Source organism: Geotalea sp. SG265, from assembly GCF_022808985.1.
Lineage (GTDB): Bacteria > Desulfobacterota > Desulfuromonadia > Geobacterales > Geobacteraceae > Geotalea.
The window spans coordinates 26,783-51,233 of record NZ_JAKZFT010000021.1; the positions used below are offsets into that span (position 1 = coordinate 26,783).

Below are 24,451 nucleotides of genomic sequence, written 5' to 3' on the forward strand. Positions count from 1 at the left end.
AAATATTTATCCGCCAGAAGGAGCCGAAAAGATGAAGCGAGTGGCCATATTCTTCGTTGTGCTGTTGTGGTCTGCATCCGCCTCTGCCGGGCAGGTTTACGTTTCCGTTGCCGCCAGTCTCAAGGAGGTGGTCGATGAGCTGGCGGACAGCTTCAGTCGAAATAACAGGGCTGCCTCTATTTATAAGAATACCGGCGGTTCCGGCATTCTTGCCCGACAGATCGAGAATGGGGCACCTGCGGATATCTTCATTTCAGCTGATAGTCAGTGGATGGAGTATCTTGCCGCCAGAAAACTCATGTCACCTGCCACTATTGCAACTTTTGCCGGCAATGAGCTCGTTTTTGCCGGCAAGCCCGACAGGCGGATAAAATCCATGAAAGATGTTGCGCTCCTGGAGAAAATCGGCATCGGCAATCCCAAAAGCGTACCAGCAGGGGAGTATGCCATGGCTGCCATCAGGTCTTCCCATGTGGAAAAAAGCGTTGCAAAGAAACTGGTCTTTGCCAAGGATGTTCGGGAATGCCTCCTCTACATGGAACGTGGCGAGGTGGACGGCGGGTTTGTCTACCTGACAGAGGCACTGCAGGCAAAGCAGGCGAAAGTCATTTTTACCGTGCCGCAGAGCCTTTATCCCAAAGTGGAATACAAGATGGGGCTGACGGTTACCGGTGGCAGGAATTCCGCGGCAGTCGCCTTTTTTAATTACCTCAAGGGCCCGGAGGCACAGACGGTCCTGCTCAAGAGAGGATTCAAAACGCGCAACTGATTCTGCAACAGCCTGATGAAGAGAGATATACCATGACTTCACTTACTCCCCCCGATTACCAGGCGATCTACCTGTCCATGAAGGTGGCGCTGGCCGCCACGGCCCTCTCGCTGCCATTCGGCATCGCCTTCGCCTATATCATGAGTTTTGCTTCCTTCAGAGGGAAATTGTTGCTGGAGGTGCTCATCAATCTTCCCCTGACTTTGCCTCCGGTGGTGATCGGTTACCTGCTGCTATTGCTGCTGGGCAAGAAGGGCTGGATCGGTTCCTTTCTCGACCAGCTGGGAATGGGGATCATCTTCACCTGGAAAGCGGCGGTCATAGCTTCGGCAGTCGTCGGTTTTCCCCTGCTGGTCCGCTCGGTACGCCTGAGCATGGAGCATGTGGACCAGCAGCTCATACAGGCATCCCGCACCTTGGGGGCCTCGCGGCACGATACTTTTCTCACGGTTATCCTGCCCCTTTCCCTGCCGGGGGTCATAGCCGGCTCGCTCTTGATGTTCGCCCGCAGCCTCGGTGAATTTGGCGCCACCATCATCGTTGCCGGCAATATCCCCGGCGTTACCCAGACCATTCCCCTCGCCATTTACGATTATGCCGGCGCTCCGGCAAGCCAAGCCCTGGCCATATCTCTCTGTGCCGTTTCCATCGGCATGTCTGCGGCGGTACTTATCTTCCATGAGTTCGTCAGCGCCAGGCTGGCGAAGAGGGGGTGATATGGAGCTGTACGTTCAGGCGAGCAAGAGTTTTGTCGGATTTCAGCTGGAGACCGATTTCACCGTCTCTGGCGAAAGGATAGGTATTTTCGGCCAATCGGGAGGAGGTAAATCGACCCTGGCTGCGCTCATTGCCGGTCTGCACAGTCCGGACAAGGGGGAGATAATCCTCGACGGTCACTGCCTTTTCAGCAGCGCCAAGGGGATCTCCGTTCCACCTGAGAAAAGAAGGATTGCGGTGGTTTTCCAGCAGCCATGCCTGTTTCCCCACCTGGATGTACGGTCCAATCTGCTTTATGGTTTCAAACGCTGCGCCCTCAAGCACAGAACAATCGATTTTGCCGTCCTGATCGAGGTCCTCAAGCTTGGCGACCTGCTGGAGCGTGGGGTAAACAATCTTTCCGGCGGTGAAAAGCAGCGGGTGGCCCTGGGGAGGGCGGTACTGGCCAACCCCAGGCTGCTGCTCATGGACGAACCGCTCTCGGCCCTGGATGAAGGCCTCAAGTTTCAGATCATGCCCTATCTGAATAGTGTCAGTAGCGAGTTCGCCATTCCCTATCTCTTCATCTCCCATTCACTGGTGGAAATGAGGCTGATGGCAGAGCAGGTTCTTCCGGTCGAACGGGGGCGGGTCCTGCCGCAGACGACTCCGGACGAACTGGCTAGGGCGCGGATGGGGTACAGCCAGGTCGGTTACATCAACCTGCTCAGACTAACGGCACCACGCCCGGAGAGGGGGATCTATGCCTATGGATGGGGCGACCACGAGCTTGCCGTCTCCGCCGGAAGTACCGAACCTGCAGCGCTGTTCGAGCTTTCGTCCAAGGATATCATCATCTTCAAGAAGCATCCGGAAGCGATCAGCGCACGGAACCTGCTGCGGTGCATGGTGGTGAAGACCTTTTCGTCGGGGAACACTGTCGGCGTCGAGCTAGCCTGCGGGACGGAGCGCCTGGTGGCGGAGGTGGTGGCGGAAGCGGCCCAGGAATTAGGTATTGTCCCCGGCTGCCAGGTCTTTGCCGCGATCAAGGCTTCTTCATTCAGAAAACTGGGATAGACGCGCACGCAGCCATGGCGGTTTTGGCAGCATAGTCATTGTGAAAGCCGGAGAAACAAAAAAAGAGAGGGCTGCCAATTCGGCAGCCCTCTCTTTTTCATGCCTGCAGCAATGGGAGGCTAGTGGGAGCCTCCGGCAAGGAAGGCGAACAGCATCAGAACGACCAAGGTAAGGCCGGTGATGACGGCGCAGAAGCCGAAGGCCTTGACGATGAAGTCGTAGGCAACGCCGCTGGTCTTCTTGGCGCGGAATTGCTCTGTTATTCCTGCTTCTTCATATCGTTTCCACTGATCGCCGCGCTCCTCAAGGAACTCATGCTTGGGCAGCTGGCCGTTGAAAATGACGAAGTCCATGGGGAATTTCTCCGGACGGCCATGGGTATTGAAGAAGTGGACGGTGAAGATGAAGCCGGTGGCCAGCAGCGCCTCGTCGGAATGGACGATGGTTGCCACGTTGAAGGCCCAGCCGGGGAGGAAGTAGCCGAAAATCTCGGGGAACCACAGCATCAGACCCGAACCGCCAATAGCAAACATACCCCAGAAGACGGCGATAAAGTCGAATTTTTCCCAGTAGGTCCAGCGTTCGAAAGTTGGCTTCGGTCCGCGGAAGAGGAACCAGCGTACCATCCCGGTGACGTCCTTGATATCCCTGAAGTTCGGACAGAGGGAGTCGGGACCGAAGAGCCGCTGCAGGATGTTGCCCTTCAGGTCCTTGCGGACGAAGAGGAAGTGGATGCTCAGGGCAATGGCGCTGCCGAAGTAGACGAAGGTGATGCCTGCACAGATCCTGTGGATGAAGCCGGCATTGGCAGAGCCGCCATAAAGATTCATGAACATCTTAGCCCAGACCTGGTCGCTGAACTTGAGGGGCAGACCGGTCAAGGACAAGCCGAGGAAGCTGATGATCACCAGGAGGTGGAGGAAGATGTGCCGTCTCTTGAAGCGACGGTAGACGGCATGGCCATCGGCAACGGCATGTCCGATATGGCCTTCAATAAGAGCCTGTGCCTTCTCCCGGTTTTCCACGAAACCACGGAACATCCAGAGCAGCGAATGGAGCCAGAAAACCGCGAAGGTGCCGACGAGCAGGCCGGTCATGGCGACGAAGGTGTAAAAGAGGATGGGATATTTTTCCCGGTCGGTATGCTCGCCATGGGCATAGAACTTGGTAAAGAGCGGTGTGGCATTCTTATGGCACTGGGCGCAGGTTTTTACCAGGTTCTGCGGGTTAACGCTGGATTGGGGGTCCTTGGCGGGGAGCACCATGTGGGCCGTGTGGCAGTCGGCACAGCCGGCAACCTTTTCGGGGAAGCCGAGGCGGTAGTTCTTGCCATGGTAGCTTTCCATGTAGGTCTTGACGGCAACGTTGAAGACGCCGTTGCGTGCCATCATCTTCTCGTCGCTGTGGCACTTCATACAGACCTTGGTGTGGAACTCCCGATTGGTCCGGGACTTGGGATCACCCAGCGGTTTGATCTCGTGGAGATTGTGGCAGTCTGGACATGAGGCGGAATCCTGATTGCCTGCTGCCACTGCCTTGCCATGAACCGACTTCTGGTACTCGGCTTCTTTGTCGTGGCACTGGACGCATTTGGCCACGGCTATACGCTTGTCCTTCTTCCAGTAGGTGTGGGTGTGGATGTCGGTGTGGCAGTCGGCGCATTTGACATCGTGCTGAACATGGACGCTGTTGTAGTGCTCGGCGTTTTCCTTTTTGTGGCAACGCTCGCAGTGCACCTTAGCGATCTTGGTTTCGCCGCGCATATGGCGGGCGAGGTCGGTGATTTCCACATGACAACTGGTACAGGCATTTTTGCCATGGACGGATGCGGCAAAGGCCGCAGCGGAAATCTTGTTGCTGTGGCAGCCAAGACAGGTGGCGGGATCGATGGCCATCCCCTGCTCGGCGGCTGCCGGCCCGACAAAGCACAGAAGCAGCAACAGGGCAGGGAGCAATCTGTTTACGATCTGAAACATGAAACAACCTCCGCGACAATAGTAAGCGTTTTTTCAACGCGCATAGCCAACTGCGGCTGCTTAATGAGGTTATGATAATGTAACGCCCACATTGGCAAGCCTTTCAAGCAAATGGCCGAATACTAATATGGCCAAGATTAAAAAGCAACTGGAAAAAATATATTTGTATATATAAATACTTATAAAAATGTAGCGGGGGAGTAAAGAAAAATAACTTTGATGATTAACTGCAAATGGTGACAATGCCCTCTGCTGCAGCAAATTCCAGGAAGGAGATTGCCTCTTCGGCATCAAGCCCGGGAAGGGGGAGGATATCCCCTGCGGGCTTGCCGCTGCCGAGATGTTGCAGCAGGAGGTAGTAAGGCTCTATGAGTGATTCAGTGAAAACATCGTCGCCGCGGGGATAGATGACGGCGAACGACCCGCAAGGCTTGAAACAGCCTGCAAATTCACGCAGGTTCACTTCACCCGCCTCCAGGATATCGATAATTTCATAATTGAACCGGGCAAGAATGGCGGAGGAGGAAAGGACGAGCGGTTGACGGAGGAGATCAGTTCTTTCCAGTTCCCTGTCGGTGGGGAGGTCGGGGAGGGGGGATAGAAGGGCTGCTGCGTAATAATAATGGTAGTCCACCAGGTCGTGTACCAGCGGTACCAGCTTTTGGCGATTTTTTTCCGTGAACAGCTCGTGCAGGAACCGACGCTGCAGTTGCCGGATCTGACCATCGTTCAGCTGATCTTCTCCCCTTACCTCCTGCTGTCCGGCGAACCACAGAGCGAATTCGCCGAGCAATGCGGAGGGGGAAAGGTGAAGGGCCTGCAAGACCGAGTTGAACCAGGCCACTGCCTTTCCCCTGCTGTAGAAAATATCACAGGCCGCGGCGAGCCGTGCGGCGATTACCATATCGGCTGGGGGAAAGGTGGGGGAGGAGATGACAGTATAGGGTGCAGTATCTTTTCGGACAAGCCCCAGTTCGTCTGCCCGCTCGGCAAGACGTGTTCCGGGCAGTACGGCAAGGGGGAAGATGTCGAGATGGTTCGGGTAGAGGGACAGTGCAAAATCGAGGCTCCGCCTGAACCCGGAGAGACTGTCCCCGGGAAGGCCGTAGATCAGATCGAAGCCGAAAATGGCCCCTGTTTCGTTCAGCATCCCGATCCGGCTGCTGAAGTCTTCTCGGTTGAAAACCCTTCCCACGTTCTGCTGCACGAGCGGGTCGGCGCTTTGCAGTCCTATCTGCAGAGAACAGGTGATCTGGGTGAAAAGATCTGCCAGCTCGGCATCGATGAACTCGCTGCGTACCTCGAAGTGGAAATGGATGTGCGGTGCTGCCTTGCGGATCAGCTGCAGGATTTTTTTAGCCCGTTTTATGTCAAGATTGAAGGTGGAATCGAGAACGAAAACCTGCGTTACCTTCTGCTTGGCGAAGACCTGCAGCTCCCGGGTGATCCTTTCTTCCGGAAAATACCGCACACCTGCATGTCCTTTATGGTCGAAGCAGAATTCGCAGGCAAAGCTGCAGCCACGGGACAGTTCCCACAAGGCGCCGTCCCCTTCACCGGGAATGAGAGTACCGGATAAGTAGGGGGAAGGAAAACGGCCGGGATTGGGCTGCGCCGGCCGGGGGAGGGATTGAAAGGAACCCTGCCGCATCAGGGCGATCCCTTGTAGTCCGTCAACGGGAGAGCACTCGCTCAGACGCGCCATAGCTTCAACGAAGGTTGCCTCCCCTTCGCCAGTAATGATGAAATCCAGGCTCGCCCCCGACAGAATCCGTTCCGCATCGGCACTCGCTTCGGGGCCGCCGGCAAAGAGGATCGCTGCCGGCCGCAGCAGCCGAAGGGCAGCGGCCATTTCCAGACACTCGGCACGATTCCAAGCATAGATGGAGAAGCCGATGGCATCGGGATTCAGCGCGAGAATTTCTTCCAGGAACGCTTGTCGTGGTTGACCAAGGGTGGTCGCGGCAAGGGATACGGCGACCCGGGATGAGAGGGAAACGTTTTCCGACAGGGCTGCCTTCAAACAGGCAGCGGCAAGGGGGACTGCCTGGGGGGAGGGAAAGGGATGGATCGACGCAAGGACTACCTGCATGGGAAACTCCGATCCAGAGCGGCATCGGACGTTAGCGTGGGGAAAGCGGTCATCACTGCTTCGGCCGGGCTTTGATTTTAGGTTTGCCTTCCTCGATGACGACCTTGAATTCAACCCTGTTGCAGTTATACTTTGAGGAAATCAGCGGCTTCTGTTTCTCCACGGCAGCGGAGATCATGCCGGGTGTGATGCTGTCGGTGGGCAGGTTGCAGGCCTTCCGTGCCTCCAGGTAGTCCCGGTACAGCTGATTCATTTCGGTATTGGCCTCCGCCTCGCGGGGGTGGGGGTGCTTATCGGGGTGTTCAGCGTGCATGGCCATTTTGAAGCGGTCGCGGGAATACTTTCCCTCCTCGATCAATCGGTTGATCCTGTTCCATTTCTGCTTGTGCGTGTTGAATGAAGCAACCAGGGAGTTGTACCTGAACTTGAGCATGGTATTGGTGATGGTGACGTTGGCGTATTTCCGGCAGGCCCTTTCCACGGAGTCGAGAAGTTTCAGCGGTTCACGCTTTTCCAGGCCCAGGAAAAACTGTTCGTATTTTGTCACCAGTTCGTGCAGGTTCTGTTCGAAGAACAACAGATCTTCAGGTATCCCCATGTTCCCTCCGAGGCTCTAACTATAACTGCACTCCGTTGATTCTGTAAAGTGAAAACCATGGATGTCACTGGATAGGGAAGGGGATGAGCTGTTCTACCGAATCACCCGGTAATCCACACGGGAATAGGTTGACTAAGCTGGTGCATATTTGTTAGATATGGCAGCTTGTACTAATAAATTCTGACGGGAGACCTTCCAATGGCGAAAGTGGCTGCAATTGTTCTTGCTGCCGGCAAGGGGACACGAATGAAATCGGACCTGGTCAAGGTCATGCATCCCCTGTGCGGCATCCCTATGATTTCCTGGCCGGTCAATGCGGCACGGGAGGCGGGAGCTTCGGTCATAACCCTGGTCGTCGGCCACCAGTCGGAGAAGGTGCGGGAATTTTTTGCCGATCAGCAGGACATCCTCTTCGCTGCCCAGGAAGAGCAGCTGGGGACCGGGCATGCAGTCGCCTGCTGCCGGGAGACGCTCGCCGGTTTCGAAGGGACCGTGCTCATTCTCTGTGGCGACGTACCGCTCATTGCTCCGGCAACGCTGCAGGCATTTCTCGCCGACCACCAGCGCCATCAGGCAACCGTCACCGTCCTTACCGCCGCCATGGAGAACCCCTACGGGTACGGCAGAGTCGTTAAGGATGGGGCAGGGCAGGTTACGGAAATCGTCGAAGAAAAGGATGCAACCCCCGAGCAGCGCCTGATCCGCGAAATCAATTCCGGCATTTACTGCGTCGATGCACGGTTTCTTTTTACTGCCGTTGCCGATCTGAAGAACGACAATGCCCAAAAGGAATACTACCTGACCGACATCATCAAGACGGCCATTGCCGCCGACAAGACCTGTCGTTCCTTTCCTGTTGCCGATGCCGTAGAGGTGATGGGGGTCAATGACCGGGTGCAGCTGGCAGAGGCGGGGCGGGTGTTGCGGGAAAGGATCAACAGGGCTTTCATGGTGTCCGGCACCACCATTATCGATCCTGAGGCGACCTACATCGACCATGGGGTGACCATCGGCCGTGACACCACCATCCATCCCAACGTCAGCATTTCCGGCGGGACCGTCATCGGAGATAACTGCCTCATTGAGTCTTCTGTCGTCATCAGGGGATGCAAGATAGCCGACTGCGTGACAATCAAGGCCGGCTCGGTCATGGAGGATTCCGTCATCGGCAGGGGGGCGGCCATCGGTCCCATGGCGCACCTGCGCCCGGGGAGCGAGCTTATGGACGAGGTGAAGATCGGCAATTTCGTCGAGACGAAGAAGATCGTCATGGGGGTGGGCTCAAAGGCTTCCCACCTCACCTACCTGGGAGACGCCACCATCGGCAGCCATGTCAACATCGGCTGCGGCACCATAACCTGTAATTACGACGGCGTCCGCAAACACCGGACCGTCATCGAAGATGACGTCTTCGTCGGCAGCGACGTGCAGTTCGTGGCACCCGTCTCCATCGGTCGCAATTCCCTGATTGCCGCGGGAACAACAGTCACCAAGGATGTGCCGCCCGATTCTCTGGCCATTGCCAGGGCGCCCCAGGTCAACAAAGAAGGCTGGAAACTCAAAAAATAAAAGTTCTAAGTTCTATGTTCTAAGTTCTAGGTTTCAACCTGGAACATCGAACCTTGAACCTGGAACTTCGAACGGAGTTCGATATGTGTGGAATTGTCGGTTATACCGGTACCCAGGAAGCAACCCCCATCATCCTTGATGGTCTGAAAAGACTCGAATATCGCGGTTATGATTCTGCAGGAATATGCACCCTCAACAACGGCCATGCCGAGACCCGGCGAAGCGAGGGGAAGCTCGTTAACCTGGAAAATCTCCTGGTAAAGGAGCCCATAGCGGGCTCCATCGGCATCGGCCATACCCGTTGGGCGACCCACGGCAGGCCTTCGGAGATAAATGCCCATCCCCACCAGGCCGGGCCGATCGTCGTCGTCCACAACGGCATCATCGAGAATTACCTGCAGCTGCGGGAAGAGTTGCGGGCTGCCAGCCATACCTTCAAGAGCGAGACGGACACCGAGGTCATCGCCCATCTGGTGGAGAAAAAGCTGCGGGAGACGGGGGATTTCGAAAAGGCGGTCCGCGTGGCGCTCAGTGAACTGCGTGGCGCCTATGCAGTCTGCATCCTCTGCGAAAAGGAACCGGGGACCATGATCGCCGCCAAACAGGGGTCGCCGATGGTCATCGGCCTTGGCAAAAGTGAGTATTTCGTCGCCTCGGACATTCCGGCGATCCTCTCCCATACCCGAGAGATGATTTTTATGGAAGATGGGGAGATGGCGGTCTTTCGCAACAACCAGCCGGCCTTCTCCACCGTCGCCGGCGCACCCCTGGCGAAGAACCCCAGGCACATCGACTGGTCGCCTCTCATGGCCGAGAAGGGGGGATACAAGCACTTCATGCTCAAGGAAATCTTTGAACAGCCGCGCGCCATCAGCGACACCATCGCCGGCCGGCTCGTGGAGGCAGAGGGTGACGTCTACCTGGAAAGCCTCTCTCTGCCCGACAGCGAGCTGAAAAAGGTGGAGCGGATCTGCATCATCGCCTGCGGCACCTCATGGCATGCCGGGCTGGTGGGAAAATTCCTCCTTGAGGAGCACTGCCGGATTCCGGTGGAGGTGGATATAGCCTCGGAATTCCGCTACCGCAACCCGGTCGTCAACGACCGAACCCTCATCGTCCTCATCTCCCAATCGGGGGAGACCGCCGACACCCTGGCCGCCATGCGCGAAGGCAAGGCGCGGGGGGGCAAGAACGTAGCCATCTGTAACGTGGTCGACTCCTCTATCGCCCGTGAGGCTGACGGCGTCGTCTATACCCATGCCGGCCCCGAGATCGGCGTTGCCTCCACCAAGGCCTTCGTCACCCAGCTGGTCGCCCTCTACCTTTTCACCATCAAGCTCGGCCGCACCATCGGCACTATCGACAAGGCCAAAGGGCAGGCCATGATAGCCTCCCTGGTGAAGGTACCGACGCTGCTGGAAAAGACTCTGGAACTCAATGCCCAGGTGGAAACCGTTGCCAGGCGGTATATGAACGCCAGGGATTTCCTCTATCTGGGGCGCGGCATCAATTATCCCATCGCCCTGGAAGGGGCTTTGAAGCTCAAGGAAATCTCCTATATCCACGCTGAGGGCTACCCCGCCGGCGAGATGAAACACGGCCCCATCGCCTTGATCGACGAGAATATGCCGGTGGTCATCCTGGTACCCCAGAATGGAAATTACGAAAAGGTCGCTTCCAATATGGAAGAGGTCATTGCCCGTGGCGGCAAGGTCATTGCCGTCTGCTCGGCAGGGGACCGGGAGATAGCCGGCAAAGCCGAAGTGACCCTGGAAATTCCCCAGGACAATGACGACCTGGCGCCGATTCTCCTCTCGGTGCCGCTGCAGCTTCTGGCTTACCACGTGGCGGTGCTCAAGGGGACCGACGTGGACCAGCCGCGCAACCTGGCCAAGAGCGTTACTGTGGAGTAGGTACAAGATTTGGGATAAAGACAACAACAACACCGCAATAAACGAAGGTTGCGAAAGGGGGTGTGAAATACATGGATTTCACACCCCCTTTAATTTTTACGCCATTGGATGAATAGGTACCGGTTTGAGCAGATAATAAACAGGTGTAAAAAAACTTTACACAAATAAGACTTTATAATTACAGCATTTTATTAAATGTGTAAAAAATCTTTACAGTTCCTAACTTGCTAAAATAGCAACGTTTCTTGTTAAAATGTAAAAAATCTTTACACATGAATTATAAAGGTCCTTTTACCGAATAGGGTATCAGTAAATTTTTGCACTGTTATTACAGCAGGTTACAGCTTTGGTATGCAAATTGATAAAGCGTCCGGGTCATGTGGGCCGAAAATTAATTAAAGAGCAGGAGGTGCTGCCGGAGAGCATCTGCAAACATAACTGTTTTTATGTCGCCGAAAAGGTAAAGCACGGGCAACCGTGTGGCACAAAGCTTCCATCCGCTATACGGATAGAGGGGCTACCGAAGTGACATGTGGTGGAGTTTATCCATATGGAATTCAAGCCTATCCTTTCGTGGGGTAGGCTTTTTTTATTTCAGGAGGGAATATGAAATTTTTTAAGGTGATGTTTCTGGTTTTGATGGCCGGGCTGATTGCCGCGTGTGGCGGTGGTGGCAATAGTCCGGGTAGCAATAATGCCAATGTTAATCTTTCCTCCACGACCAATGTCGGCGGTGGCTATACGTTGACCGCTTCCGGTGGGACACTGAATGACGGCTCGACTGCCAAAGGGCTGGCATTGCTAGTTACCCTGAGGGACAGCAACGGCAACGGCCCGGGGCTGAACGGCGGCTGGCAGATCAGCCTGACCGGCCCCGGCATTACCCGGCCACTGATGGCGAAATACGATGACGGCGCTCCATCCAGCTACCAGATCTGGCGCTGGCAAGACATTACCCCTTCCTCGGGCACCTATACCGCCACTGCCTCCAATGGCGCCGTGACCATCAGCTCTACTTTCAATCTCAGTACATCCAGCACCATCCCAAGGGCTGCCATCAGCAAAACAGGGAGCACCATATCCTGGAACCCTGTCTCCGGTGCAGGTTCCTATTACTATAAACTCACCGATGGTACCGGCAGTACGGTGAGCTCCGGTTTCATCGACGGGGCCACTGCATCCCCATCCTTACAGCTGCCGGGCTTGACGGACGGCAGCTACTTGGTGGAGGTCCTTGCCTACAGCCAGAACTTTACCACGCTCATGTCTGACACCGCAGCGGCACCGTCCCTGGCCGCTCCAAATAATTGCTCGGTGGCAAGCTTGGATATGGTGCTGGCCGGGGGTGCTGCCGGTTCCTATAATCTGGCAGCAAAAGGGGGAATCCTTTACCTGGGCAAGGATGCCAAGGGTGTCGACCAATACGGTCTGACAGTCTGGACCTCCCTCCTTACCTCGACAGACACCACACCGGCTGGAGATTGGACTATCACCGTCACCGGTCCCGGCATTGCCACCCCTCTGTCGTTCACCTATCCGAGGACCAATTCCCACTACCTTTACTGGGATTTCGGCACCACCCCCCTGTCGGGAACTTACACTGTCACAGCTGCTGCTTCGGGATATAGTCTGACCTCGAATTTTACCATTCCTGACCTGTCTGCTCAGTTGCCGGTTGTCACAAATATCGCGGTTATCCCCACCTCCAGCAACTACGGCGTCAGTTGGGGCGGTGTTCCGGGTGCAGCCTCCTACTACGTGAGTATCTGGACCATGATCAACGGCGTTTATACTGAAGTGCAGGGTCTGTGGGTCGGCGGCAGCGCCTTTGCCGCGTCCCTGGCGAGAAGCAGCCTGACCAAGGGGACCACTTATGACGTCTATGTCACCGCAGCGTCGGTGGATATGACCACGTCCGGCAGCGTGCCGCCGCCAAGCCCGGTGCAGGTCAATATGTCCGACAACACCTATCGGGCTGTTTCTTTCACGGCGCAATGACCTTTTTAAATTGAATGTTATTGAAGGGCAGGGAGGGATTATGTTTGTCGAGCGTAAATTCAAGGCAATAACGGCAGCTGCGGTGCTCATGGCCATGCTGGTGCAGCCGTTTTCAGGATGGGCCGCAACGGGACAGATGGAGGGTTCAGTTCAGGAGTCGGTGCCGGTGAAGCTGACACCGGTGAAGGTCTTTGCCGATACTTCGGCGCTTCCCCCAAAACTGGCCGACGATGAGAACCGGGCGGTGTGGCGGCTCTTCGATCGTGATACTGGGTCAACCTACAAGCCTACCCAAACGGCACGTGTAACCGTGTCCCTTGCCGATGCCAGGTCAATCTTAAAGCTGCGTTTCTTCGGCAGTTCCTCCTATCAGCTCAATATCTATAGGGACAACAACGGCAGCTGGGAATCCGTCCCTTCTCTGAGCAACATTTCCCTGGCCTCCGGCAATGCGTCTGCCTGGAACACCCTGAACGCCGATTTACCCTTCGCTGCGGCTAATCTGCTCCTGGAGTTCATCCCACAGGGCAATATCAGCGCCGGAATAGCCGAAGTGGAGATATGGGGAACAGGCAGCACTCTTGCTGGAGATTCCTCCCCACTTACCCTGGCCAACATCCGCACTCCCGAGCAGCTGAACAGTTTGCTCGACAAGGCGCCGCACATAATCTCATATGCCGCAACACCGTCCGAGATTACCGTACCGGAGACTGCTGCCGATGCAGCTGCTGTTGTAAACCTCAACATTTTCCAGAACCCATCCCTCTTCAAGCGTGCCTATCTCCTCTACGAAGGGTCCAATATTGCCGAGGCAGTCAGCGTTGAGCGTTCCATCAACAACCTCTCCTGGTCCGGCGGCTTTGCCGTTAGAATGCCTGAGGGGGCAACACCCGCCTGGAAACAGCTGATGGAGGAGATCAACCCGGCCTGGCTGCTTCAGGGGGAGAACACCATCAGGTTTCGATCCCCCAACGGGCAGGCCTATATCAGGAATTTGAAACTGGTGGTGGAAACGGACAGCGGTTGGAATTCAGTCGCCTTAGTTTCTGCGCTGGAACTCTATGACGGCGACACGGCGACTGCCTACCAAATTCATGCCTCTGCAGAAAACCCGTCTATTCAGCTGGATTTTGAACGAAATGTGGAGCCGGAAAAAATCAGGCTTCACCTCCCCGATTCCTGCAACCTGAAAGGAGAGATCCAATACCTTTCGGGAGGGAGTTGGCTGCCCTTGAAATCAGGTTGGCAGCTGGATCTGTCGGTCATGCAGGCAGGCTGGAACGAGGTATCCCTGCCGGCACAGGTTACCACCAGCGCCTTGCGAATCGTGTTCAATACAAGCTACCTGCGCTTGAAAAGCGGCGTCCCTACCGGCGCAATCGATGAAGTCCAGGTTGCCGCCGCTCCGGTCGGTTCGCAAGATGCGCCGCGCCTGGTGGTGAGTTACCCGCGCAGCGGCCAATTTTTCGGCAGGACTGCCTACCTCCAGGGTTTTGCCACCCCGGGAATGGCCAGGGACAATTTCGTCCAGGTCAATGTGGAGAACAAGCTCTCCCAGAACCGGGATGGTGCCTTCAGTGTGGCCCTATCCAAGGATGATACGTCGTTTACGTCCCAGACCGATGACGAGGCTTGGTCTGCCAGCGTTAAATCTGAATACGCCGGTGTAGCAGGCGCTTCCCAGACCGTAGCCCTGACAAGCAATGTCAATGCCAGCACGGCGGAGGCAAAAACAGACAAGAGGGGGGACGGCTCCTTTGCCGACAACCGGGAGAAGCACAGTGAGAAGGTCATACCCGGTCAGGCAAAGAAAATAAAGTACAAGGACGTGACCCTGGACATCCCCGAAGGTGCGGTGGACCAGGAGACGGAGATCACCATCGTCCCCCTCAACGAAGCCGATCTGGCCAGGCTCGATCCGGGAATGGTCAACGTCACCTATCCGGCGGCCGGTTACCGTTTCCTCCCCCACGGCATGAAGTTTAAGAAGCCGATCAAGATCTCCTTCGGTTACTCCAGAAGCCTCTTTGCCGCCGGGCAGACCGATACCGACGTCACCATGTTCTACTACAACGAAAAAATGCTCCGTTGGGAGGCGCTGACCCGGAGCAGTGTCGATCCGGCAAACTCGGTCATCGTCTCCGACAGCGACCATTTCACCGACATCATCAACTCCACCCTGGTGGTGCCGGAGCACCCCCAGGCCCTTTCCTTCAATCCCAATTCGATCAAGGACATCAAGGCAGCCGATCCGACCGCCAATATCAACCTCATCGAGCCCCCCAAAGCCAATAACCGGGGCACGGCTAACCTTTCCTATCCCATAGAGGTGCCGCCTGGGCGGAACAAGATACAGCCTAACATCGCTGTGCAGTACAATTCGGCAGGCGGCAACGGCTGGATGGGGATCGGCTGGGATATCCCAGTTCAAGCAATCTCCATCGATACCCGTTGGGGGGTGCCGCGGTATGATGCAACAAATGAGACCGAAACCTATACCTTGGATGGTGAACAGCTTACGCCGCTCGCCCACCGTGGGGCTCTGCAGCCGCGGACGGCGGAAAAAGTCTTTCACACCCGCGTAGAGGGGCAATTCAGAAAGATCATCCGCCACGGTACGGCTCCCAGTAACTATTGGTGGGAAGTGACAGACAAGAACGGCACCCGCTACTTTTACGGCCGGGTGCCTAACGGCGGTAACGATGCGGTTCTTGCCGATGCTGACAAAGGGAATATCTTCAAATGGGCGCTACGCCAGGTACGGGATGCCAATGGCAATACCGTAAACTACAGTTACAAGGTGGTCTCCAACACGGGTATCGTGGGAGGGACGGTGCCGGGCTACCAGATTTACCTGGAGAAGATCGACTATACCGGGCACAACGACGAACCTGGCGCCTATTCGGTCCACTTCACCCGCGACCGTGACCAGAATACCTTCAATCCGGGAAAACAGCGGCCGGATGTAACCATCGATGCCCGCTCCGGCTTCAAGATGGTTACTGCAGATCGACTGGAGCGCGTAGAGGTTCATTTCACAGATGCAAAGGGCCGAGATTCTCTAATCAGGAGCTACAACTTTGAATATGTTGAGGGTGCGTTCAGGAAGACGCTCCTGAAATCAGTCAGCCAGTACGGCTCGACGGGAACGTTTTTCAACAAGCATGAATTTTCCTACTACGATAGCGTACGGCAATTTGACGGTTCGTATAATGGCTTCAATACGTCCGCGAACTGGGACACAGTTTCGGATAACGTGGGTAAAAGTTTTCTCGGCTTGCAGTTTGACGCCAGCGCCCTGGGAGGGACCGAAGGGAGCAATATCGGCGGATCGCTGTATGTAGGGTTCGGGATAGAGCCGCCTAAGCACATTTCCGTAGGTGGGAAGCTGGGCATGAGCAGTAGCGACACGAACGGGTTGATCGCCATGGTCGACATCAATGGTGACGGACTTGCCGACAAGGTATTTAAATGCGGCAATAATGTCTGTTACCGTCTCAACACATCAGGACCCCACGCTGATCTTGCGCGAATAACCTTTGGCGAAAGTCACCAAATCGAAGGCATCTCCGATTTTTCCCGCGATCACTCCGACCAGATCTCCTTTGGCATTCAAGGTTTCGCAGCTGGCGCCAGCGCTCTTTTTGACATGAGCAGTACCACTACGACCCAGTCTGTATACTTTTCGGATGTGAACGGCGATGGTCTGGTGGACCTGGTCGATGAGGGCACGGTGTATTTCAACACAGGAAAACCCAATGGCAAAGGAAACATTGTTTTTTCCGCCAACAGCAATTTAACACCTTCCCCCATCGGGCTCAGCAGTGTCAACGCCACCGGGATGCTCCCTGATTACAAGGACCGCTATGAAAAAATGATAGATCAGGGCCCGCTTCTGGATGGGGTAAGGCGTTGGGTTGTTCCATACGACGGCACTATCAGCATTACCGGCGGGGTTCATCTTGTTGACTCCAGCCTGGAACAGAAGAACAAGAACTACAAAACCGCTGACGGAGTGCGGGTCGCCGTGCAGAAGGAAGGGAGCGAATTGTGGTCCGATACCATCAAAGGCAACGACTTTTCGGTCCATACTCCTACGGGCCTGGACAGCATTAAAGTCAAAAAAGGCGAGAGGATTTATTTCAGGGTTCAGTCAGTTTTTGATGGTTCCTATGACCAAGTTAGCTGGAATCCCACCATCAGCTACGTGGGTGCACCTTTGGCACAGACGGACGCGAACAGCCTGCCATCTTATCAGTACACAGCCGCGGACGACATGGTGTACGGCGGGCGCGAGTTCCCCATTACCCTGCCGTTCAAAGGGAAAGTGCGCATTTCCGGAGATCTGAGCAAGAAGGGCATTACTACCGATGATGTGACACTTGCCGTGTATCTTAATAACGTGCGGATACGGAATACCACCCTGGCCTGGGATCAGCCCGGCACTATGACGGTGGATGATATAGCCGTTGCGCAGGGTGACGTGCTCAAACTCAAGGTGCTTGTGGATTCGGACGTTGACCTGAAGCAGATTGAGTGGAAACCGCGAGTATTTTACGTGCAAGCGACTTACCCGGATACTACCCCTCTTGATGCAAACGGGAACCCGGCCAAAGATTCTGACGGCAACCAGGTGGGACCTGCACCAGGTTCGCCGGTGACCATTCAGGATGATAGCGGCAATTACATTGTGCAGCTCAAACCGCTTTACGATGTGGATTTCTATCCGGCAAATACCCTGTCCTCACCTCAGCAGTCCTGGATTGCGTCTCAGACAGGGAGCGTACTGGTCACGCCCTACCTAACCTCTTCTACAGCTGGCCCCGACCCTTCATTCAGCGTCAATAGCAGTGTGACCTTCACGGTAAAACGTCGTAATGCACGGCTCGGCAAGAATGTCATCACCATTGCTGCAGGAGTTCCTTATAACGCAGAGCAGCACGCAGTGCAGATCCCGGTGACTGCCGGTGACGAACTGTTTTTTGACTTCAGCACGCGGGACCAGTACCTTGCCGGACAGATCGGTGGAGTCAGCGCCACCATGCAGTATATTGTTCCGTGGGATAATATCAACGCTGCCATTGCTGTGCCCGCCGCACTGCATAGTCATAATGTCCCTGATGTATTCTCCAGGCCCTATCGCGGATGGGGGTACATAGCGTATAACGGCAACCGCAGCCGGGCCAGTGAACCGATTCACCAGGAATTGCTTGTCGTGTCATCCAACCGGAACGATTACAACCTGCCTTTGCCCACCAGTTCCAGCCCGATTACTGTTACGCCCAAGGATTTTTATATCGCACTTCCCGAAGCATTCCAGAGTCGTTGGACCAGTGCGGACCAAAACTGGTGGATAGCGCCTGAGGTCACAAGTTCTTCTCGCCTGGGTTTGCAGTATCTCTCAGTCCCTACCGCCGATAAATTCAACGGGGCTGCTGCTCCTTCCAGGATAACTGAGAGTTCGCAAACCTCTGCCGGCGCCGGCTACTATGTAGCCATCAGCGGTACGAAGGCGCCGAGTCAGACCATTCTCGATTACATGGATATGAATGGCGATAGCTTTCCGGATGTCGTCGGCCAGGGACGTGTTCAGTACACGACGATGCTTGGTCCATTGGAACCGAATAGCACGGGAAATCTCAGGTTCGGGGCGGTGCGTGACACCGAAACGGATTCTCTGAGTATTGGGCCGGGCGGTACCGTGCCGGATACCCAGGATGAGAGCCAGAAAAAGCCACCGGCAAAACCGGAATCACAGAACCCTTCCTATGGCCTGAACGGCAGTCTTGGAGGGGGATGGTCCAATACCAAATGCGATATGATGGACATAAATGGTGATGGATTGCCCGATATTGTCTGTCAAAACGATGATCTAACCATAAGAGTGCGCTTGAATATGGGTTATCGGTATTCCGACACCTTTGAAAACTGGGGAAAATATGCAGCTAACATGAATGATGGTTCGAATATCAGCGGCAGCGTTTCCTTTAGCTACAGTGATGGGGTGAAAGGATTTGCAGGGGGGCCATCGGTATCCACATCCAAGTCGAAGAATACTGCGCAGCTTATCGATATAAACGGCGACGGTCTTCTTGACCGCGTGTATAACGATGGAAGTCATGTTTATGTGGGTTTTAACACCGGCGCGGATTTCGCCCCGCCAGTGCTATGGAGCGAGAGTATTGGCCATAACATCAATTCGGGGCTTAACGCCAGCTTTGGTGCTGGCCTGTCTTACTACTTTTCAATCGGTCCCTTTTGCGTTGCAGCCTGCTTTATTATCATCAATCCTGAGATAAACGGCGGGATGAGCATGTCGCGGGAAGAAAGCACGCTACGCGACGTCAAGGGGGATGGCACCGCCGACTATCTGTATTCTTCAACTGACGGGAAGTTGCAGGTCGGCACCAACCGTACGCAGAACACCAATCTGTTGAAAACCGTGAAACGCCCCCTTGGCGGCAGCATCAACCTGGAGTACCAGCGCGAGGGGAATACCATTTACATGCCCCAGAGCCAGTGGACTCTTAAAAAGTCTACGCTCACCGACGGCAAGGGCAATAGCTACGCCACGGCTTTTTCCTATGCCGATGGCTACAAGGACCGCTTTGAGCGGGAATTTTATGGCTTCCAGACGGTCACCGAGACCCAGGCCCCGGGTACTGCCATAGAGCGTTCCATAACGGAAACCTTCCACACAACCGAATTCAATGATGAGCGGGATTTTTACCTCAAAGGATTGTTGTTGAAATCGGTAACGGCCGACTGGCGAGGCAATGTCTGGGCTAAGACCGCCAATGCCTATAATCTTTACCCTGTAACAGAAGGAACCGACACAGTTGCATTTGCACAATTCCCAGCGCTCAGCAGAACCGATACCTACTTCTATGACGGGACAACCAGCGAGACGGGAGCGAGGAAGAGCACCTTCCAAACCTTTGCCTATGACAGCTACGGTGATGTAACCACCTTTTACGACGCCGGCGAGCTTGCCACTACAGCCGACGATGTTACCGCCACCATCACCTACTGGAACGATCCGCAGCAGTACATACGGAAACCGGACACCATTACGGTAATAGATGCAGGAAGGAACATCCTGCGCAAGCGCTGGGCTTCCTACGAAAACGGCACCGGCAATCTGAAGAGCCATACATCACTGGTCCGGGGCAATCAGAATGCGACTTGGAAGATGGACAGCTATGACATCTACGGCAACCTTCTCAGTATCACCGATCCTGTAGGCTATACCCTAAAATACAACTATGATGCAGAGGTGAACACCTACGTCACCCAGATAGCCGACAACTTCTCCGCCCGTGACGGTGGTCCCTACTGGTCCCAGTCCGGCTATGATCCGAAGTGGGGCAAGCCCGCCTGGATGCGCGACGTGAGCGGCGCGTACCAGCTGGACGGATATGATGAGTTCGGCCGCCTGCAGATGGTCTATGGCCCCTACGATACCGACAGTTCCGGCAATGCCGGCACCAAGCCGACCCTCTTCTTCGAATACAAGGCACCGGTCATTGCCTTCGATGGTGAAAATCTCACTACTCCCGCCGGTGCCATCACCAGGAATAAGGCGGTTTCCCGCGTAGGAAGTAACGGCAATACCCTGGACACAATTATCTATGCCGACGGTATGAAGCGGGTCCTGCAGACCAAAAAAGAAGCCGACGTGGAAGGTCGCTACGGCATGGTCGTCTCCGGGCTCATCACCTACGACGAATTGGGGAGGACAATCGAGCAAGCATGGCCCAATTTCCAATCTACCGGTGATCTCTATGGCTACGTACCCATCGACATCGACAAGAAATCTACAAAAACCGCCTACGATCCCCTTGACCGCACCATCCGTCTGGAAACACCCGACAGGCAGGCCTCAAGCGGATATGCAATAACCACCACCAGCTACGGCTTTGGCCAGGTGAATAACTCAGGCACCCTCTACGCCACCACCAAGGTCGTCGATCCCATCGGCAACGCCGCTTGGGAAGCCAACCGCAAAGGGACCAAACTATCGTACAAAGACGTGGACGACCGGATCATGGCCGTAGTCGAATTCAACCACGGCGCACCCATCACCACCACCTACGACTACGATCCCCTCGGCCAGATCACCCTGGTAAAAGACGACCGGGGCAACCGTACCACAGTAGAATACGATCTCGTCGGCAAACGGACCGCCATAGTGAATCCCGACACCGGCCGCACCGAATACGACTACGACGCAAATGGCAACCTGACCAGTAAACTCACCGCTAATTACCAGAAGGGCAAAGAAATCCGCTACGACTACATCTTCAACCGGCTGATGCGGATCAACTACCCCGACACCACCGATGTCACCTACGAATACGGCCCCATGGGCGCCTTCGAGTACAGGGCAGGGCGGGTCACCAGGGTCACCGACGAATCAGGCACAGAAGAACGCTACTACGGTGCCCTGGGCGAAACCATCCGCGAAGTAAAGCAGGTAAACGCCAAGACCCCCGCCGCCCAAAGAAAGATCTATACCACCGACTACGTCTTCGACTCCTTCGGCCGCATGCTGCAGATGACCTATCCCGACGGGGAGAACCTCTACTATAGCTACGATAACGGCGGCCTCTTGAACGCCGCCTGGGGAGAAAAACGGGGCAACCGCTACAACTACATCAATGCCCTCACCTACGACAAATTCGGCCAGAGGAAATTCATCGCCTACGGCAACGGCGTCAAATCAAGCTACAGCTATGACGACAAGACCAGACGTCTGGACAGCCTCGTCACCACCACCCCAGACACCCGCACCGTCCAGAACATGAGCTACGAATATGACTTGGTCGGCAATGTCCTGAAAGTACACAACAACATCAACGTTCCCACAAACACCGCCCTCCCCGCCGGTCCGGTTATCCAGCAATTCACCTACGACGACCTCTACCAGCTCACGGTCGCCAATGGCGAGTACCAGTTCGGACCTGGCAAAGGCAACCGCTACACCAACGAATTCAGCTACGACACCATCGGCAATTTCACGAGAAAGAGCCAGCTGCACAAGATCATCCAGCCATCGGCCAGCGAGCATCTACCCAAAGAGACCAACTATCTCTTAAACTACAAATACACAAGCTCCCATCCCCATGCCGTCACCGATGCTGGCGATAAGCTCTACGCCTACGACAACAACGGCAATATGACCGGCTGGGACGACAAGACCAGCGGCAAAAGAAGAACCATCCTCTGGAACGAAGAAAACCGCGTCAAAGAGATCCAGGACAACGGCAAGAGCACCTACTTCCTCTATGACGATCAGGGAGAGCGGGTCCTGAAACGCGGCCAGCATGGCGAAACCTTCTATATCAACCGCTTCTACTCAATCAGAAACGGCGAGCTGGGCACCAAGAGCATCTATGCCGGCAACACCCGAGTAGTCAGCAAGCTGGTCAAGACCCCCAACACCGTAACCGACAACACCACGACAACGACAAACTCAACCACCCCCGGCATCAACGGCCTGGACAATGGCCAGGGGAAAAAGCTCGGCATCATCAGAAGGCTTAACGGCACCAATACCACCACCGCCATCCTCCCCCCTGAAGAAAAGGACCAGTTCTTCTACCACGGCGATCATTTAGGCAGCAGCAACATGATCACCGACGCAAAAGGGGCCATCTATCAGCATCTGGAATACTTCCCCTATGGCGAGACCTGGATCGAAGAAGGCGGCAGCTACGGCGGCAACACCCCCGGCTACAAGTTCACCGGCAAGGAGCTTGATCCGGAGACCGGGTTGTACTACTTTGGGGCCAGGTATTATGAGCCGGTGATTTCAAGGTGGATTAGTGCGGATCCGATACTTGGGAAGTATTTAGATGGTAAGCCTAATGGTGGTATATACCGGTCATTGAACGTTGCGATGTATACTTATGGTTACCAAAGTCCGCTCGTTTTAGTAGACCCGGATGGAAATGCTCCAACCGCCAAAGAGGCGGCAGTTATGTCAAGCCATGTTTATGGAGGTAGTGGTACGCCTCTTATTGGTGGCTGGCAGGTTGCGCCAGCGAGTATTTCTCGCCAAGCCGGCATTCGGTTACGGGATGATTCAACAGGCTTTAACTCGCAGCTTTATGTGAGAGGTAAAAACGAATATTTTTATGCGACACAAGGTACCGAGCCTAAAAGCGTCCGCGACTGGGAGAATAATGTTGGGCAAGTCTTCGGTAAATCGGCCCAATATCGTCAATCAGCAACTAACGCGAGGACTCTCAACCGATATCTCGGTGCAGGTGCTGATCTCTCCTTTGGTGGGCATTCCTTGGGCGGTGGACTGGCGGCTGCTAACTCAATGGCAACCGGGCGTGATGCACAAACTTTCAATGCGGCGGCTGTAAGTAAAGCAACAAAGAATGCGCTAGGATTGGGACAAGCTGGTCAAATTGATGCTTATGTGGTGAGAGGCGAAATTCTTGACAAAGCACAGGGGCTAATTGGTATGACAGCCGATGGCACAAGGCACACTCTTGAGCCATCAATTCCGTATGCGCCAAATATTCCCTTCACAGGGGTAGACGATTTAATAAGAGGAGCGCAGTCCGGTTACAACCATACGATGGGAGTTGTGTTGGATGCTTTGCCTTAAATCTAAGGATACTACAGTACCGTGAGTTGCACTTTTCGTAAGAGGGTGAAAGCCCCATTCATGTTAGTAGGAGTTATTTTAAAATGCATTTGATAAGTGCAGGCTATAGATTCCTAATGCTGTTGGTATTGTTACTGACCCTAGTTTCCTGTAAAGGCAGCTTTTTGGGGGATGACATCCGACTATTTAGAAAAGTGCAAGCTTTGGCGAACGCGGTTGCCACTGAAGATCTGGGTAAAATCAAAGAGATAATTAGCGATCAACCTACGCTCCTTAATTATCAAGAACCTCGCTTTGGACAGACATTGCTAATCTGGTCGATCTTGAACGACCGCTATAAGTCGGCTGAAAAATTGCTACAGCTGGGTGCCGATCCAAACCTGCAAAATCATGATGGTTTGTCTGCATTGATGTATGCTGCTGAATGGAGTAGCAAAGAGTGGAAAGGCAATCCAAAGTACCTGAAGCTGGTGCTGAGGTATGGTGGTGACCCAAATGCCATTGCAAAGCCGATATCGCCGCCCGCCCGGTTGCAAACCCCACTGATCTCAGCAGTCAATTCACTGAGTTTAGATAATGTCAAAATTATCATAAATGCGGGGGCTGATCCCAATTACATTGATGGTTGTAAGAGTGCATTGGTGGCAGCTTTTGATTTAGGACAAATTGACATTGTGCATTATCTCATAATTGAAAAGAAAATAGATGTTCATACCGCTGATTGTAAAACTTTGAACGGTGACACGATTACTGTTCTAAGCCAACTACGTAATATGGTATATCCGCTTGGTTCACGAGAACACAAGGTAAAGATGGAAGTGGTTCAATATCTGAAATCGCAGGGACTTGACTATAATCAGGAACCTGTGCCGAAGCATTTTTACAAGATATATGATGAAAATTTCCTGGAAAAATACTGAACAAGATGAAAGAGATGTTAAACCATCTGGGGAGCAATAAAGGGGTCAGCCCTCGACGTAAGACAACCAAACCTGAGATAGGGAGAAAGTAGGGTAGATTCTATTCGTAAGTGCACCACGTGATAAAAAAGCAGGACATGATGGTTTTCTGGTAGTGTGTGAAGCGCGACCAACACTCACTCCAGAAAGGAACCCACCATGTCCTACAGCCATTTTACT

The 24,451-nt window shown here is 54.5% G+C and carries 11 protein-coding genes and 1 riboswitch; of the genes, 8 read left to right on the plus strand and 3 right to left on the minus strand.

Annotated features, from left to right (window positions below; all coding sequences use genetic code 11):
• Nucleotides 1-31 precede the first annotated feature (31 nt).
• Genes modA through modC form a run of 3 tightly spaced genes read left to right on the plus strand, consistent with a single transcriptional unit; the run spans nucleotide 32 to nucleotide 2,542 of the window.
• Entirely contained in the window at nucleotides 32-769 is a 738-nt protein-coding gene (modA, locus tag ML541_RS17515) for a molybdate ABC transporter substrate-binding protein (RefSeq protein WP_243374921.1), read from the plus strand.
• Between the two features lie 32 nt (nucleotides 770-801).
• Entirely contained in the window at nucleotides 802-1,485 is a 684-nt protein-coding gene (gene modB, locus ML541_RS17520; RefSeq protein WP_243374923.1) for a molybdate ABC transporter permease subunit, read from the plus strand.
• 1 nt (nucleotide 1,486) lies between these two features.
• Nucleotides 1,487-2,542 (plus strand): molybdenum ABC transporter ATP-binding protein, encoded by a 1,056-nt coding sequence (gene modC, locus ML541_RS17525; RefSeq protein ID WP_243374925.1) that lies wholly within the window; start codon nucleotides 1,487-1,489, stop codon nucleotides 2,540-2,542.
• Nucleotides 2,543-2,661: 119 nt separating this feature from the next.
• Here modC and ML541_RS17530 read toward each other — a convergent pair whose 3' ends face one another.
• The 3 genes from ML541_RS17530 to ML541_RS17540 form a co-directional block, all read right to left on the minus strand.
• Complete coding sequence (locus tag ML541_RS17530; RefSeq protein ID WP_243374927.1) at nucleotides 2,662-4,518, minus strand: cytochrome c3 family protein; 1,857 nt, start codon at nucleotides 4,516-4,518, stop codon at nucleotides 2,662-2,664.
• A 223-nt stretch (nucleotides 4,519-4,741) separates the two neighbouring features.
• On the minus strand, nucleotides 4,742-6,610 hold the full coding sequence (locus ML541_RS17535; protein WP_243374929.1) for a radical SAM protein: 1,869 nt from the start codon (nucleotides 6,608-6,610) through the stop codon (nucleotides 4,742-4,744).
• A 52-nt stretch (nucleotides 6,611-6,662) separates the two neighbouring features.
• A complete protein-coding gene (locus ML541_RS17540) occupies nucleotides 6,663-7,208 on the minus strand; it encodes an MXAN_5187 C-terminal domain-containing protein (RefSeq protein ID WP_243374931.1) in 546 nt (181 codons plus the stop codon).
• 198 nt (nucleotides 7,209-7,406) lie between these two features.
• On the opposite strand from ML541_RS17540, the gene glmU reads away from it, so the two are divergent.
• The 5 genes from glmU to ML541_RS17565 all read left to right on the plus strand — a co-directional run bounded on the left by glmU (nucleotide 7,407) and on the right by ML541_RS17565 (nucleotide 24,232).
• On the plus strand, nucleotides 7,407-8,777 hold the full coding sequence (glmU, locus tag ML541_RS17545; RefSeq protein WP_243374933.1) for a bifunctional UDP-N-acetylglucosamine diphosphorylase/glucosamine-1-phosphate N-acetyltransferase GlmU: 1,371 nt from the start codon (nucleotides 7,407-7,409) through the stop codon (nucleotides 8,775-8,777).
• Nucleotides 8,778-8,860: 83 nt separating this feature from the next.
• On the plus strand, nucleotides 8,861-10,690 hold the full coding sequence (gene glmS / locus ML541_RS17550; protein WP_243374935.1) for a glutamine--fructose-6-phosphate transaminase (isomerizing): 1,830 nt from the start codon (nucleotides 8,861-8,863) through the stop codon (nucleotides 10,688-10,690).
• A gap of 449 nt (nucleotides 10,691-11,139) precedes the next feature.
• Nucleotides 11,140-11,215, plus strand: a riboswitch (cyclic di-GMP riboswitch).
• A gap of 81 nt (nucleotides 11,216-11,296) precedes the next feature.
• Nucleotides 11,297-12,688, plus strand: a complete 1,392-nt coding sequence (locus ML541_RS17555) for a hypothetical protein (protein WP_243374937.1) — start codon at nucleotides 11,297-11,299, stop codon at nucleotides 12,686-12,688.
• 40 nt (nucleotides 12,689-12,728) lie between these two features.
• Nucleotides 12,729-23,312 (plus strand): SpvB/TcaC N-terminal domain-containing protein, encoded by a 10,584-nt coding sequence (locus tag ML541_RS17560; protein ID WP_243374939.1) that lies wholly within the window; start codon nucleotides 12,729-12,731, stop codon nucleotides 23,310-23,312.
• 83 nt (nucleotides 23,313-23,395) lie between these two features.
• Nucleotides 23,396-24,232 (plus strand): ankyrin repeat domain-containing protein, encoded by an 837-nt coding sequence (locus ML541_RS17565; protein WP_243374941.1) that lies wholly within the window; start codon nucleotides 23,396-23,398, stop codon nucleotides 24,230-24,232.
• The last annotated feature ends 219 nt before the right edge of the window (nucleotides 24,233-24,451 follow it).

Bases quoted from the DNA above. Each gene is read 5' to 3' on its own strand.
- modA (WP_243374921.1), top strand. From the start codon at position 32: ATGAAGCGAGTGGCCATATTCTTCGTTGTGCTGTTGTGGTCTGCATCC.
- modB (WP_243374923.1), top strand. From the start codon at position 802: ATGACTTCACTTACTCCCCCCGATTACCAGGCGATCTACCTGTCCATG.
- modC (WP_243374925.1), top strand. From the start codon at position 1,487: ATGGAGCTGTACGTTCAGGCGAGCAAGAGTTTTGTCGGATTTCAGCTG.
- ML541_RS17530 (WP_243374927.1), bottom strand. From the start codon at position 4,518: ATGTTTCAGATCGTAAACAGATTGCTCCCTGCCCTGTTGCTGCTTCTG.
- ML541_RS17535 (WP_243374929.1), bottom strand. From the start codon at position 6,610: ATGCAGGTAGTCCTTGCGTCGATCCATCCCTTTCCCTCCCCCCAGGCA.
- ML541_RS17540 (WP_243374931.1), bottom strand. From the start codon at position 7,208: ATGGGGATACCTGAAGATCTGTTGTTCTTCGAACAGAACCTGCACGAA.
- glmU (WP_243374933.1), top strand. From the start codon at position 7,407: ATGGCGAAAGTGGCTGCAATTGTTCTTGCTGCCGGCAAGGGGACACGA.
- glmS (WP_243374935.1), top strand. From the start codon at position 8,861: ATGTGTGGAATTGTCGGTTATACCGGTACCCAGGAAGCAACCCCCATC.
- ML541_RS17555 (WP_243374937.1), top strand. From the start codon at position 11,297: ATGAAATTTTTTAAGGTGATGTTTCTGGTTTTGATGGCCGGGCTGATT.
- ML541_RS17560 (WP_243374939.1), top strand. From the start codon at position 12,729: ATGTTTGTCGAGCGTAAATTCAAGGCAATAACGGCAGCTGCGGTGCTC.
- ML541_RS17565 (WP_243374941.1), top strand. From the start codon at position 23,396: ATGCATTTGATAAGTGCAGGCTATAGATTCCTAATGCTGTTGGTATTG.